We start from the raw sequence: 12,332 nt of genomic DNA, 5'->3' as shown, positions 1-12,332 counted from the left end.
GCGCGAACGTTTCAGTTTCTCCACTCGAAACACGGGGGTTGCGGCGGCGGGATCGGGCTACACCCCGTCGACCGTCTCACGGTAGGCCGTAATCGCCGTCTCGGCGGCGTCGATGTGGGCGGTCACGTCCTCGCCGGCGCCGTCGCGGAGTTCGCTCAGCGCGTTCAGGTGGCGGGCGAGCCGGCCGTGATCGGGCCCGTTCTCCGCGGCGGCCAGCGTCGCGAACTGATCGGAGAGGTCGTACAGCCGGCGTTGAGCCGCCTCGTCCGACGCGGCGGTGCTCGCCTGGCGCAGCTCCTCGCTCGCAGTCTGGAGTTCCTCTCGAGTCATGTGCGGCCGTTCGACTCGGAGGGTGAAAGCCGTTCGGCCGGCCGTTTCCGATGGCACCCCGACGACACCGCTGTTTCACTGAACTCTCAGTCCGCCAGTTTTCGCTCGTAGTCAGGAGTCGGCCCACGGGGGAGGTGGACCCGACGGCTCGCAACCGCAGCCGTTCGTCATCCACCCGGGGGCGCCGTTCAGCTATCGACCCAGCAGAGCGGGGTGTAGCTCCCCGAGGGTCCCTCGACCGGCGGGAGCTCGCCGACGACGCGCCAGCCGTCGGCCCCGCCCAGCAGCACTGTTCCGTGGTACGTCGCGGCCGCCAGCCGCCCGTGCACCGCGGTCAGCCCGGTGACCGTCTCGTCGGGCCGGGCGTGGTCGACCGGCTCCAGCGACTCGCCGTCGCGGCAGACGAACAGCGCGGGGTCGGCGTCGTCCTCGCTCCACGTTGCCGTGTGGGCGATGTTGGCGCCGGCGTAGAGGTCGCCGTCGACGGCCGCCGCCGCACGGAAGTAGCGCTGGTCGTACCCGTCGTCCAGCCGCGTCCACGAGCGGCCGGCGTCGGTCGTGTGGAACAGCCCGAACCCGGTGGCGGCGAGGAGCTCCCGCCGGTCGACGAGGTGGAGCTCGTGGATGTCGTCGTCCACCCCCTCGCGCCGTTCGCTCCACGTCTCCCCGCCGTCGTCGCTCAGGTGGACGCCGCCGACTTCGACGCCGGCGATCACCCGTCCCGGCTCGTCGGCGGGGACGTACAGGTCCCGGACCTGCGCGAGGTCGTCGTGCCGGGGGAGCTGCCACTCGGAACGCGACGGGAGGTCCTGAAAGCCGTCGAGTTCGCGCCACGCCGGACCGTCCCGGAGCGTGGCGTCGTCGACGCTCTCGGCGACGTAGACGTGTGCCGGGCGGGTCCCAGCGTACAGTCGGCCGTCCGGCCCGGCGGCGACCGAGTAGACGGACTCTTCGGGGACGGACAGATCGGTCCACGACTCGCCGTCCGGGGAGTGGAACAGCCCCTCGGCGGTCGCCGCGAAGACGCCGTCGAACGCCTCGAACGTCCGGAGCCGCATCACTCCCGTCGCGTCGAGGACTTCCCGAACCGTCGCGCCGCCTTCCTCGTCGATCCCGTCCAGTCGGTAGACACCGTCGTCGGTGCCGGCGATGAGCATACCCGACATTCGGGCCGCGCGGAGCATAACTTCTCGCTGAAACGAATATTTGCAGTGAGTCTGTCACGACGCCCGCCGCTGCTCGTGGCCGACCCCCGCGACCGGGTTCCTCAAGTTCTACGAGCCCCTGTGTCCGGTAATGAGCGACTCCGAGAGCGGTCCGCTCTCCCCTGACCGGCCGGACGCCGAGCGTCCGTTCCGCGTCGACGCCCCCTTCGAGCCCGCGGGCGATCAGCCCGAGGCGATCGAGCAGTTGGCCACGGGCTATCGTGAGGGGATGGACCGACAGACGCTGCTGGGCGTGACCGGCTCGGGGAAGACCAACACCGTCTCGTGGACGATCGAGGAGATCCAGAAACCCACGCTCGTCATCGCCCACAACAAGACGCTCGCGGCCCAACTGTACGAGGAGTTCCGCGAACTGTTCCCGGACAACGCCGTCGAGTACTTCGTCTCCTACTACGACTACTACCAGCCCGAGGCGTACGTCGAGCAGTCGGACACGTTCATCGAGAAGGACGCCTCGATCAACGACGAGATCGACCGACTGCGCCACTCCGCGACGCGTTCGCTCCTGACCCGCGAGGACGTGATCGTCGTCGCCTCCGTCTCGGCGATCTACGGGCTGGGTGACCCGCGAAACTACGTCGACATGTCGTTGCGACTCGAGCAGGGCGAGGAGATCGGTCGCGACGAACTGCTGGGCCAACTGGTCGACCTGAACTACGAGCGCAACGACGTGGACTTCACCCAGGGCACGTTTCGGGTCCGGGGCGACACGGTCGAGATCTTCCCGATGTACGGCCGGTATGCAGTGCGTGTTGAGTTCTGGGGCGACGAGATCGACCGCATCCGGAAGGTGAACACCCTGGAGGGCGAGGTCGTCAGCGAGGAACCGGCGGTGCTGCTGCACCCCGCGGAGCACTACTCGATCCCGGAGGAGCGCCTGCAGGAGGCGATGGCCGAGATCGAGGACCTGATGGAGGACCGCGTGCGCCACTTCGAGCGACAGGGCGACCTCGTCGCCGCCCAGCGCATCGAGGAGCGCACGACGTTCGACCTCGAGATGCTGCAGGAGACGGGCTACTGCTCGGGGATCGAGAACTACTCCGTCCACCTCTCCGATCGCGAGCAGGGCGAAGCCCCCTACACGCTGCTCGACTACTTCCCCGACGACTTCCTCACCGTCGTCGACGAGTCCCACCAGACGCTACCCCAGATCCGCGGGCAGTTCGAGGGCGACAAATCACGCAAGGACTCGCTGGTCGAGAACGGGTTCCGCCTCCCGACGGCGTACGACAACCGCCCGCTCACGTTCGAGGAGTTCGAGGAGAAGACCGACGAGACGCTGTACGTCTCGGCGACGCCGGGGGAGTACGAGCGCGAGCACTCCGACCAGATCGTCGAACAGATCGTGCGCCCGACCCACCTCGTCGACCCCGCGGTCGAGGTCACGAGCGCCGAGAGCCAGATCGAGGACCTGATGGAGCGCATCGACGACCGCATCGAGCGCGACGAGCGCACGCTGGTAACCACGCTCACCAAGCGGATGGCCGAGGATCTCACCGAGTACCTCGAAGAGGCGGGCGTGAACGTCGCGTACATGCACGACGAGACGGACACGCTGGAGCGCCACGAGATCATTCGGTCGCTCCGACTCGGCGAGATCGACGTGCTCGTCGGCATCAACCTCCTGCGTGAGGGGCTGGACATCCCCGAGGTCAGCCTCGTCGCCATCCTCGACGCCGATCAGGAGGGGTTCCTGCGCTCGGAGACGATGCTGGTCCAGACGATGGGGCGTGCGGCGCGGAACGTCAACGGCGAGGTGGTGCTGTACGCCGACGAGCGCACGGACGCGATGCGGAGCGCGATCGAGGAGACCCGCCGCCGCCGGGCGATCCAGCAGCGCTACAACGAGGACAACGGCTTCGAACCGACGACGATCGAGAAGGCGATCGGCGAGACGAACCTCCCGGGGAGCAAAACCGACGCCTCCGGCGCCGCGAACGCCGAGGTGGGCGACGCCGACGCCGCCGCTCGACAGATCGAGCAGTTGGAGGAACGTATGGAGGCCGCCGCCGACAACCTCGAGTTCGAACTCGCGGCGGACATCCGCGACCGGATCAGGGAACTCAGACAGGAGTTCGACCTCGACGGCGGTGACGAGGGCGTCGCGCCCGAACCGGACGCGGAGTTCTAAGGCGTCGTCGTCGCCGTCACCGTCGTGGTCCCGTTCTGGGGCGCCTCGCCGGCGCCGGCTGCGGAGCCGTTGCCGGCCTCGGGGGCATCCGTCCCTGGAGCCGGGGTGCCCGCCGTGGTGCTGTTCGGCGAGCCGGTGGTTCCGTTCGGCGCTTGGCTGCCGTCGTTCGGCACCTCAGTACCGTCGTTCCGCCCCTGGCTACTGTCGTTGGGGGCTTCATTGCCGTCATTCGGTGCCTGGCTGCCGGCGCCGACCGTCTCGTTGTTCCCGTCAGTCGAGTTCGCCGGGCTATCCCCTGTCACGGGTTTGTCGCCGTTACCGGGCGATGAGCGGTTCACTGTCCGGTTCTGGGCGTCCTGACCGGATCCGTCCGGTGGCCCAGTCGTGGAGTCGTTCTGGTTCGGTCTTGATCTATCGGACGGGTTCTCGCCGTCGGGCGGGCCAACTGCGGAGTCGTTGGGCGGACCGCGCGCGGTGTCGTTGGGCGGACCGAGCCCGTTCCCGACGTCCTCGCCGGCGATCGCACGGGCCGCCTCGGCCATCTCACCGCCGCCGGCGCGGTTGGCCTGCTGGGCCACCGACCGGACCTGGCTCACGTTCGCGCCCTGGGCCCGAAGCGCTTCCTCGGGCAGCGAGTCGGCGACAGTCGCGGTCTGATTGGCCCGTCGCTCGACCGCCCGGAGCTGGGCGGCCAGCGCGGCGAGTCGGGCCTGGTACTGCGCCTGCCCGATGCTGCCGTTCTCGTGGGCGCGCTCGAGGCGGGCCTTCTCGGCCTCGAGTTCGTTCAACCGCTCCTGGAGGCGGCCCTGCTGCTCGGCGACGATCCGGGCCTTCGAGCCGTTGGACTCGGCGGCCGCGAACTGTCGGTCGAGCGAGCGCTTGGCGACCTCGCTGTCGACTTCGGCCTGTTGGACGTCGACGACGCCCGCGAACGCGGCACCGGGTGCCGGGCCGTCCTCCGGCGTGGCCTGCGCGCCGGACAGCGTCGCGGCGGCAGGGACGCTGCCGGCGACCACGGCGAGCGTGATGACGACGATTGCGATTCGGTTCACACCCGATACGTAACGACCCACCCGTAAAAACCGTCTACTCACTCCAGCCGGCTTCACCCCGATTAACCCAGCTTAACGCGGCGAGGGCGGGGAATCGTCCTCGTCGTTGGGGAACTTCAGCACGTTCTCCCGGCCGAGCCGGAACGACTCGACTTTCCCGGCATCGCGGAGGTCGCCGACGACCTGACTCGTGCGGGCGGCGCTCCAGTCGAGCTCCTCGGTCACCGCTTTCTGCTTCATCCGGCCGCCGTTTCGTTCCAGGAGGCGCATCACGCGCTCCTCCGGGCTGAGCAGCTCCTCGGGGTGTCGTCTGCCGGCACGGGATCGTCCGGCCCGTCACCGCCAGCGGCTGCGGCGGCCAAGCCGTCGCCGCTGTCCGTGGCCGCGTCGGCGGGCGTATCACCCGACGCGTCACTGGTGGGCGCGTCACCGGGGTTGGCTCGGCACCGACCGGGGTACCGCCCTGCGACGCCTCGCGAGCCCGCGCCGCCTGCTGGCGGCGGTAGTACCAGACGACGCCGGCGCCGGCGAACAGCACGATGCCGACGATCGCGCCCAACGGCGGGGTCCCGCCTTCCGGACGGAGCACGACCTGTGGCTGGCCAACGTCGAACTCGCGGGGCCAGTCCACGTCACCGAGTTCTCGCCTTCGCGGTCGGGCTCGGGATCGACCACGTTCACGACGTACCCGTCGGGCCAACTGATCGTGAGTTCGGTGTCGGCGTCGAGGAACAGTCCCGCCAGCGCGTCGCCGGCGGCGATCTGGCCCTCGGACACCGCCGCGAACCCGACCCAGTCGAAGCTGTAGCGGATGATGCCGTACTCGCCGCTGAGCGGGCTCGTGCGCGCCTCGACGGTGACGTTCTCGACGGCCATCTCCCGGCCAGTCGCGTTCTCGGCGGCCGCGACCGTCGACTCCATGCGCGAGGCGAACTGGCCCCGGTAGTCGCTGGTGTTCTGCTCGATGTCCTGCTGGAGGCTCTCGAACGCTTCGGTGGTGTTCTGATCGTCGAGCGCGACGCGGTACTCGATGCTCCACCGGGCGTCGCCGTTCTCGTCGACGGCGGCCTCGAGTACGACCCTGTCCGTCTCGACGTCGCCGGTCTGGAACGCGGGGAACTCCGCGGCGGCGCCGACGCCCGAGCTGACGAGCAGGAGCGTCAGTACGATCGCGAGGACACGGGCCCTCCAGCACGAGGCGTCGGACGGGGCGGCGCCCCCACGACAAGATCGGCCGGGGAGGTGGGTCCGTGGATCCATTCGTTCGAACGTGCGTCGCCCCGGAGTAAATGCGTTGCCGTCCCAACTTTCGAGCGCCCCCATCGTGTTTCGAAACCACCATTTCCAGTCCGGAGCGTGCTCGAAACGGCCATAGCCCTTTTTGCGTACCCGGCGCGAGCTATCTCCCATGAACACGCGAGGGAACCTCGAAGCCGAGGACCTGCTGAAGCTGATACTGGTGCTCGTGGTGGCGTGGCTGGTGATCGAGCTGCTCGGTGAGGTGCTCGAGCTGTTCACCGGCCTGCTCGGCCTGATCCCGGACCTGCTCGGGATCGCGATCATCGTGCTGGTGATCCTCTGGCTGCTCGACCGGATCTAACGCTCCCGCGAGACGCCGACGACGCGCTTTTTACTGCCGACCGCCCAGCTTTCGCCGTGAACCGTCGCGCCGACAGCACCGCCGTTTCGCAGCCGCAGTGAACCTCCGGGTTCCGCCGGCGGTCGAACGCCTCGCCGACCGCCTCCACCCGAAACTCACCCCCTTCGAGCAGGTGCGTGGGCGCCACACGCTCGTCGTCAAGCGGATCGAGGCCGACACGTGGCAACGGGGCGGCGGTGGCGTCCGCGAGCGCCTCCGCCGGATCCTCGACGGGACGAAGCCGTTCCCCGTCCGCATCGACGGCGTCGACTACTTCGCCGATCCACCCGACGGCCGCGGCCCCGTGGTGTACCTCAGCGTCGAGAGCGAGGGGATCCGGCAGCTGCACCGTCGGCTCTGTCGGGAGTTCCCGGTCGTCGACGACCTGGAGGGCGAGAACTACGTCCCGCACGTGACGCTCGCGCGCGGGGGCAGCGTCGCCGACGCCGAGCGCGTCGCCGAGACCGCGATCGACCCCGTCGAGTGGACCGCCGAGCGCGCGTTGACGTGGGACCGCGAACACCGCGAAGCGGTCGACCGATTCCGGCTACGCGGCTGATCTTCCGACTTCGGCCGCCACCGCCAAAAGCCGTTTGGCGGGTTTTGGCTCGCCTAATCCACTGAGACGGCCGATTTTCGGGGAGAACCACAAAACCCTATACGGTGGCAGGTGAACATCGGGGTGATGCCAACCGTCGAATACCTCAACTACGAAGTGCTTGACGACCACGGCTGGTCGATGGACGACGACGATCTGTTCGAGCAGGCCGCCGACGCGGGCCTCGACGGCGAGGACTACGGCACGCTCGAAGTGAACCAGGGCGAGTACATCCTTGAGGCCGCCGAGGCCCAGGGGTACGACTGGCCGTTCTCCTGCCGCGCCGGCGCGTGTGCGAACTGCGCCGCCATCGCGAAGGAGGGCGAGATCGACATGGACATGCAGCAGATCCTCAGCGACGAGGAGGTCGAGGAGAAGGACGTCCGCCTGACCTGTATCGGCTCGCCGGCCACCGACGAGGTCAAGATCGTCTACAACGCGAAGCACCTCGACTACCTCCAGAACCGCGTCATATAACGCGGTCGACGCTGCTTCGAACAGGCCTTCTTGTGGGGCGCCGACGCGCAGCACTCCGCACGTCGGGCAGCGCTCTCCCCCGATCAGCTCTCTCTCGTCCCTCGCCGCAGGAACCAGTCGAACAGCGGCGTGTGTTCGACCACGCCGTCCCTAAGTCGTCGCAGTGTCGACGACTCGACGAACATCGTCGCCGCCTCGAAGCGCGCTTCGCGCTGCACGCGCTTGGCGGCCGGCCGGCGCCGTCGCTCGAACTCGGCCAGCGCGCCGGGCGGATCGCCGGTGGCGAGCTCCTGTGCGAGCACGCGGGCGTCCCCTAGCGCGAGCGAGCCCCCCATCCCGGAGATGGGGTGGACGGCGTGGACGGCGTCGCCGATCAGGGCGACGCGGTCGCTGTGCCAGGACCCGCAACTCACCTCGCGCACGCGATCGAAGAACGGCTCGTCGTCGGTGCCGGCGAGCAGGTCGGGCAGTTTCCAGCCGATCGCGGCGGCCTGTCGGCGGAGTTCGTCGCGGGGGTCGTCGGGACGTGAGTCCAGTCGCGCGGCGAGGTTGAACCCCACGCGGTCGCCGACGCGGGCGACGAACCCCTCGCTACCCGGCCCCATACGCTCACCATGTCGCTCTCGAGGTCGACGTCCTGTGGCGCCCAGAGCGACCAGACGTAGGTGTCCCGCTCCGCGAGCGTCCAGTCGGCGAAGCACTGCTCGCGAACCGTCGAGTGGACGCCGTCGGCGCCGACGACGAGGTCGAACGTGCCGCCCGTGCCGTCGTCGAACGTCACGTCGACCCCGTCGGCGTGCTCTTCGATGCGCGCGGGTTCGGTGCCCATCCGGACCCAGTCGTCCGGGACCGACTCCCGGAGCGCGGCGTGGAGGTCGCCGCGGTGGACCGCGAGCAGCAACGTCTCCTCGGTCGGAACCCTCGTCCGGGTCAGCACGCTGCGGTCGCTGGAGCGGACCTCGAACGCCGAGGGATCGGCCGCCCGTTCGCGGACGGTCTCCAGCCGATCGATTTCGTCGAGTACGTCGATCCCGTCCGCCCAGAGGCCGATGCCGTAGCCCCCGCCGCGCCACTCGGGCGCCCGCTCGACGATCAGGGGCTCCCGCCCCTGTCGCGACAGGTAGTTCGCGAGGGTCAGCCCCGCGAGCCCGCCGCCGACGATCAGGACGTCGGATGCCTCCGTCGGTGCCATCGTGTCGTCACAGTTCGCGCCCACACCGAATTGTTCGGAGTGTTGACTATATGGTTTGCGCTCCAAACTAAATTTAGAACACAAACCTATTTGCCGGTTCGGTCGGGAGCATCGAACGTCATGAGCACCGACACTCGCCGCGTCCCGGACGCGGGCCGGTTCCTCGAACAGACCGGCGCGTTCGCTGCACGCGCGCTGCGGACGCTCCGGCGGAACGGCGCCGTCGTCTTCTGGGCGGTCGCGTTCCCGGCGCTGTTCTACCTGTTGACGGTGTACCTGCTGATAGACACGAGCGCGATGCGCGCCGAAACGGTCGGGCTCGTCAAGGCCATCAACGCCGTCTCCTACGGCACGTTCGCGGCACTGGTGGTGTTCCTGAACACGTTCTCCCAGTCGCTGGTCGCCGACGTCGAGGGCGGGCGGTACGCGCAGTTCCGCGCGCTCCCCGTCTCGCCGGGCGCGGATTTCCTGGGCCGGTTCGCGGCCGCCTACGCGTTCGCGGCCGTCGCCGTCGGCGTCGTCCTCGGCGTCGGCGTCGCCACCGGCGCGAATTTCGAACTGCGGTCGGCGCTCTCGCTGCCGGTGGTGGCGCTGGGGCTGCTCGCGCTCGGCCTGTTCGCGGCGAGCATCGCGGTGGTGCTCGTCGCGGCGGTCCCCGAACCCAAGTTCGCGAGCATCATCACCATCACGCTGGTGCTGCTCGCGTTCTTCCTCACGGGCTACAACGGCGTCCAGCCCGGGATGGTCGCCTCGGCCGCCGAGTTCGTGAACTACGTCCCCAACGGGCTCGCGACCCGCCTCGCGGTGTATCACCTCGTCCCCGTCAGCGACTGGGCGAGAGCCGGGCTGGCCGACCCAGCGGCACCGACCGGCGGCCGGTTCCTCGGCTTGCTCGCGGCCTACGCCGCCGCCGGGGGTGGTCTCGCCGTCGTTGCGACCCGTCGCTCGCTCTACCGGGGTGAGATCCAGTGAGCCCCGAGACGACCGTCCCCGATCCGGCCGCGGAGGCCGGCGCTCCCGCCGTCGAGGCCCGAAACGTCCGCAAGCGTTTCGGCGACGATGGCGTGCTCGACGGCGTCGACCTCACGGTCCGAGAGAACGAGGCGCTGCTGCTGATGGGCCCCAACGGCACCGGGAAGACGGTGCTGCTGTCCTGCCTCGCCGGCAGCGTCGAGCCGACCGACGGCGAGATCCGGCTGTTCGGCGACCCCGTCGGCGCCGACGGCGGCCGGGGGCTCTCCCTGCTGCTCCAGGGCGGGGCGAGCGTCGACAGCCTCTCGGGCCGGGAAACCGCGGAGTTCTACAGCAGCCTCCACCCCGAGTTCACCGACCGCTGGCGCGACCTGGTCGAGACGTTCGGCCTCGCCGCGGACCTCGGGAAGCGCACGAAGCACTACTCCGAGGGGATGAAGCGAAAGCTCGAACTCGCGCTAGCGCTGGCGGTCGACACGCCGCTGTACTTCCTCGACGAACCCACGGCGGGCGTCGATCTCTCGATGGTTCAGACGTTCCACCGCGCCATCCGCGAGCGGGTCGAGGCGGGGGGACCGTCGTGGCCACCAGCCACCGGCCCGTCGACGCCGCCTTCGCCGACCGCATCGCGTTCGTGACCGGCGACGGCGTCACCGCGGTTGACGCGCCGGACTCCCTGCTCGACGGCGTCCCCGAGACGGTCCGTCTCGTCGGGGGGCCCGCCGGAACCGACGCGGTCGAGCCCCACGTCGTCGACGGCCGGCTGTTCCACCACGGCGACGAGCGCCGAGGGTTCCTCGCGGCGGACGCCACCCTCGCGGACGTGGCGGCCGCCGCGCCCCAGGATACGGCCGTCGAGACGGTCGAGCCGAGCTACACCGACGCGTTCAACTACTACGTCCACGCTGCGGGGAACGATGACTGAGGACGTCGACCCTGCCGAACTCCAGCGCGACCTCGACCGCATCAAGGACGCGATGGGCATCGCCGAGCGCTACGAGCGCGCGCCCGAACAGTGGCTGCTGTTCGGCGTCGTCGTCGCTCTCGGTAGTGCGCTCTCACAGTTCGTCGTGCTCGAACGGCTCGCCGGGTTCTGGTTCTTCGCGATCTGGTTCGGCCTGTTCGGCGCGTTCGGCGCGGTGCTGTACCGCCGTTTCGAGGGCTACTCCTGGGCGCCCGGTGGGGGAACGCCGAACATCGGCTATCTGATCCTGCTCGTCTACGCCGGCACGTTCGCCGTCCAGTTCGTCGCCGAGCCGTTCCTCCCAGCGCTGGGCTATCTCGCGGAAACCGCGTTCGTGCTCGGCCTGGTGCTCGTGATGCTCGGACTGGCGTATCTCGTCGCCGCCGAGGCGCTCAAGGCCCACCGCATCCGCGACCGCGACCGGCGGGCGTTTCAGGTCGGGGGCGTCCTGATGATCGCCCTCGGTGTCGCGATCGCCAACGTCGAACCGCTCCACGAGTGGGGGTTCGCGGCGTACGGCGGAACGTATCTGCTTTACGCCGTCGCTTCCTACCGGATACTCACGCGACCGTAGATGGATCTCGACAAACTCGTTCACCAGCCGACTCGGCTCGAGATATTCGCCTACCTCTATCGCCACGGCGAGTCGACGTTCACCGACCTGACCGAGGATCTCGACCTGACGGAGGGGAACCTCTCGAGCCACCTCCAGCGCATGGAGGACGAGGACGCCGTCGAGATCCGCAAGGAGTTCGTCGACAGACGCCCCCGGACCACCGCCGTCCTCACCACGACGGGGGAGGAGCTGTTCGAGGAGCACGTCCGCCAGCTGCAGGGACTCATCGACGATATCGACTGACCTGCGGTACGTCGCCCGGGCAGTCCGGGACGGATCTCCTCGCTGCCACAACTACCCCACAGGAGAAAGGGCTCGAACGCGTTCGACGGCGCCTAAAACACGCCCCTCAGAAGCTGCCCCACCGCAGCGACACCATCACCCCGATCAGCACCAGCTGCATCACGCCCTGCACGCCGCCGAGCTTCGCGTTCCGCGCGCCGATCCGGGAGATGATGGCCGCGTCCGGGTCGGCCGAGGTGATCTCCTGATACATCCGGATCTCGCCGGGCAGCAGGAAGCCGAACCCCTGCACCGACAGCAGCGTCACGATTCCCAGCGAGAGCGAGATCAGCAGCGGGATCGACTGCAGGTCGCCGATCGTCGTCGCGACCCACGCCAGCGAACCGACCGCTGAGACCGCAAACAGCGCCTGCCAGCGGCGGTCGCCGAAGGCGTCGAGCCGCCACCCGGCGAGCAGCAGCGCCGGCAGCAGGTTCGCGGCGGTGAACAGCGCCAGCCACGGCTCGCTGTTGGGGAAGAGGCCGAGCCGCTGGGCCAGCGTGATCCCGCCGACGATGGTGACGAACGCCATCGAGGGGAGGAAAAACGTCGTCTTCGGCGTCAGCCGCGTGAACATTGCGGCGCTCTGCTCCTCGTCCAGTCCCCCGATCGCGGGGCCGAGCACCGCGCCGATGAACAGATCCGTCCCGGTCCAGAGCAGCCCCGCCATCACGTGGACGTACGTGTGCGCCTCCACGGATGCGCGCCCGGAGACGATGTACCCCACCGCGAGCAGCGAGACGGCGACGACCGCGCCCGCGAACGCGGGGTTGGCTCTGTTTCCTAACCCACTGATCGTACCACGAAGCGAACGTGTCGACATGCAGGGACGTTTGAACGATCGGTAATAAGG

17 protein-coding genes are annotated in these 12,332 nt (G+C 69.1%); 9 read left to right on the top strand and 8 right to left on the bottom strand.

All coding sequences use genetic code 11. The features are described 5' to 3' along the window. Window positions 1-57 precede the first annotated feature (57 nt). The gene (locus SY89_RS02235) at window positions 58-330 is read right to left on the bottom strand and encodes a DUF7553 family protein (RefSeq protein ID WP_054582983.1); all 273 of its coding nucleotides are present in this window, start codon (window positions 328-330) and stop codon (window positions 58-60) included. A gap of 188 nt (window positions 331-518) precedes the next feature. Further along, window positions 519-1,487 (bottom strand): WD40/YVTN/BNR-like repeat-containing protein, encoded by a 969-nt coding sequence (locus tag SY89_RS02230; protein WP_054582982.1) that lies wholly within the window; start codon window positions 1,485-1,487, stop codon window positions 519-521. A gap of 139 nt (window positions 1,488-1,626) precedes the next feature. Here SY89_RS02230 and uvrB point away from each other — a divergent pair, with 139 nt between their 5' ends. After that, window positions 1,627-3,687 carry an excinuclease ABC subunit UvrB gene (gene uvrB / locus SY89_RS02225; protein WP_054582981.1) on the top strand — a complete coding sequence of 687 codons (2,061 nt, stop codon included), beginning with the start codon at window positions 1,627-1,629 and terminating at the stop codon, window positions 3,685-3,687. Here uvrB and SY89_RS02220 read toward each other — a convergent pair. The 3 genes from SY89_RS02220 to SY89_RS02215 all read right to left on the bottom strand — a co-directional run bounded on the left by SY89_RS02220 (window position 3,684) and on the right by SY89_RS02215 (window position 5,999). Beyond that, window positions 3,684-4,739 carry a hypothetical protein gene (locus SY89_RS02220; protein ID WP_054582980.1) on the bottom strand — a complete coding sequence of 352 codons (1,056 nt, stop codon included), beginning with the start codon at window positions 4,737-4,739 and terminating at the stop codon, window positions 3,684-3,686. The genes uvrB and SY89_RS02220 overlap by 4 nt on opposite strands. Before the next feature lie 72 nt (window positions 4,740-4,811). Next, window positions 4,812-5,033 carry a helix-turn-helix transcriptional regulator gene (locus SY89_RS16370; protein ID WP_463467453.1) on the bottom strand — a complete coding sequence of 74 codons (222 nt, stop codon included), beginning with the start codon at window positions 5,031-5,033 and terminating at the stop codon, window positions 4,812-4,814. Between the two features lie 132 nt (window positions 5,034-5,165). Continuing rightward, window positions 5,166-5,999 carry a DUF7345 domain-containing protein gene (locus tag SY89_RS02215; protein WP_054582979.1) on the bottom strand — a complete coding sequence of 278 codons (834 nt, stop codon included), beginning with the start codon at window positions 5,997-5,999 and terminating at the stop codon, window positions 5,166-5,168. A 148-nt stretch (window positions 6,000-6,147) separates the two neighbouring features. Between SY89_RS02215 and SY89_RS02210 the strand changes: the two genes are divergently transcribed. The 3 genes from SY89_RS02210 to fer all read left to right on the top strand — a co-directional run bounded on the left by SY89_RS02210 (window position 6,148) and on the right by fer (window position 7,453). Further along, complete coding sequence (locus tag SY89_RS02210) at window positions 6,148-6,339, top strand: DUF7554 family protein (RefSeq protein ID WP_054582978.1); 192 nt, start codon at window positions 6,148-6,150, stop codon at window positions 6,337-6,339. A gap of 97 nt (window positions 6,340-6,436) precedes the next feature. After that, window positions 6,437-6,937 carry a 2'-5' RNA ligase family protein gene (locus SY89_RS02205; RefSeq protein ID WP_054582977.1) on the top strand — a complete coding sequence of 167 codons (501 nt, stop codon included), beginning with the start codon at window positions 6,437-6,439 and terminating at the stop codon, window positions 6,935-6,937. Window positions 6,938-7,063: 126 nt separating this feature from the next. Then, window positions 7,064-7,453 (top strand): ferredoxin Fer, encoded by a 390-nt coding sequence (gene fer, locus SY89_RS02200; RefSeq protein ID WP_054584647.1) that lies wholly within the window; start codon window positions 7,064-7,066, stop codon window positions 7,451-7,453. 83 nt (window positions 7,454-7,536) lie between these two features. Here fer and SY89_RS18045 read toward each other — a convergent pair whose 3' ends face one another. Both SY89_RS18045 and SY89_RS02190 read right to left on the bottom strand, forming a co-directional pair. Then, a complete protein-coding gene (locus SY89_RS18045) occupies window positions 7,537-7,875 on the bottom strand; it encodes an FAD-dependent oxidoreductase (protein ID WP_054582976.1) in 339 nt (112 codons plus the stop codon). After that, window positions 7,863-8,669, bottom strand: a complete 807-nt coding sequence (locus SY89_RS02190; RefSeq protein WP_054582975.1) for an FAD-dependent oxidoreductase — start codon at window positions 8,667-8,669, stop codon at window positions 7,863-7,865. Before SY89_RS02190 ends, SY89_RS18045 begins: the two co-directional genes overlap by 13 nt. Window positions 8,670-8,765: 96 nt before the next feature. Here SY89_RS02190 and SY89_RS02185 point away from each other — a divergent pair, with 96 nt between their 5' ends. The 5 genes from SY89_RS02185 to SY89_RS02170 are packed head-to-tail and all read left to right on the top strand — an operon-like array spanning window position 8,766 to window position 11,440. Beyond that, window positions 8,766-9,617: an ABC transporter permease gene (locus tag SY89_RS02185; RefSeq protein WP_054582974.1), complete on the top strand. Its 852-nt coding sequence runs from the start codon at window positions 8,766-8,768 to the stop codon at window positions 9,615-9,617. Then, complete coding sequence (locus tag SY89_RS02180) at window positions 9,614-10,255, top strand: ATP-binding cassette domain-containing protein (RefSeq protein ID WP_204374410.1); 642 nt, start codon at window positions 9,614-9,616, stop codon at window positions 10,253-10,255. Before SY89_RS02185 ends, SY89_RS02180 begins: the two co-directional genes overlap by 4 nt. Then, window positions 10,198-10,542 carry a hypothetical protein gene (locus SY89_RS17555; RefSeq protein WP_204374409.1) on the top strand — a complete coding sequence of 115 codons (345 nt, stop codon included), beginning with the start codon at window positions 10,198-10,200 and terminating at the stop codon, window positions 10,540-10,542. The genes SY89_RS02180 and SY89_RS17555 overlap by 58 nt, the downstream gene beginning before the upstream one ends. Next, complete coding sequence (locus SY89_RS02175) at window positions 10,535-11,155, top strand: hypothetical protein (protein ID WP_054582973.1); 621 nt, start codon at window positions 10,535-10,537, stop codon at window positions 11,153-11,155. The genes SY89_RS17555 and SY89_RS02175 overlap by 8 nt, the downstream gene beginning before the upstream one ends. Continuing rightward, window positions 11,156-11,440 (top strand): transcriptional regulator, encoded by a 285-nt coding sequence (locus tag SY89_RS02170; protein ID WP_054582972.1) that lies wholly within the window; start codon window positions 11,156-11,158, stop codon window positions 11,438-11,440. Window positions 11,441-11,546: 106 nt separating this feature from the next. On the opposite strand, the gene SY89_RS02165 is transcribed toward SY89_RS02170, so the two are convergent. Beyond that, complete coding sequence (locus tag SY89_RS02165) at window positions 11,547-12,302, bottom strand: hypothetical protein (RefSeq protein WP_054582971.1); 756 nt, start codon at window positions 12,300-12,302, stop codon at window positions 11,547-11,549. Between the last annotated feature and the right edge of the window lie 30 nt (window positions 12,303-12,332).

It is taken from the genome of Halolamina pelagica, from assembly GCF_001307315.1.
In the GTDB taxonomy this organism is placed as follows: Archaea; Halobacteriota; Halobacteria; order Halobacteriales; family Haloferacaceae; genus Halolamina; species Halolamina pelagica_B.
Note: the sequence above shows the minus strand (reverse complement) of the source record. Positions and strands in the feature narration are given on the sequence as shown.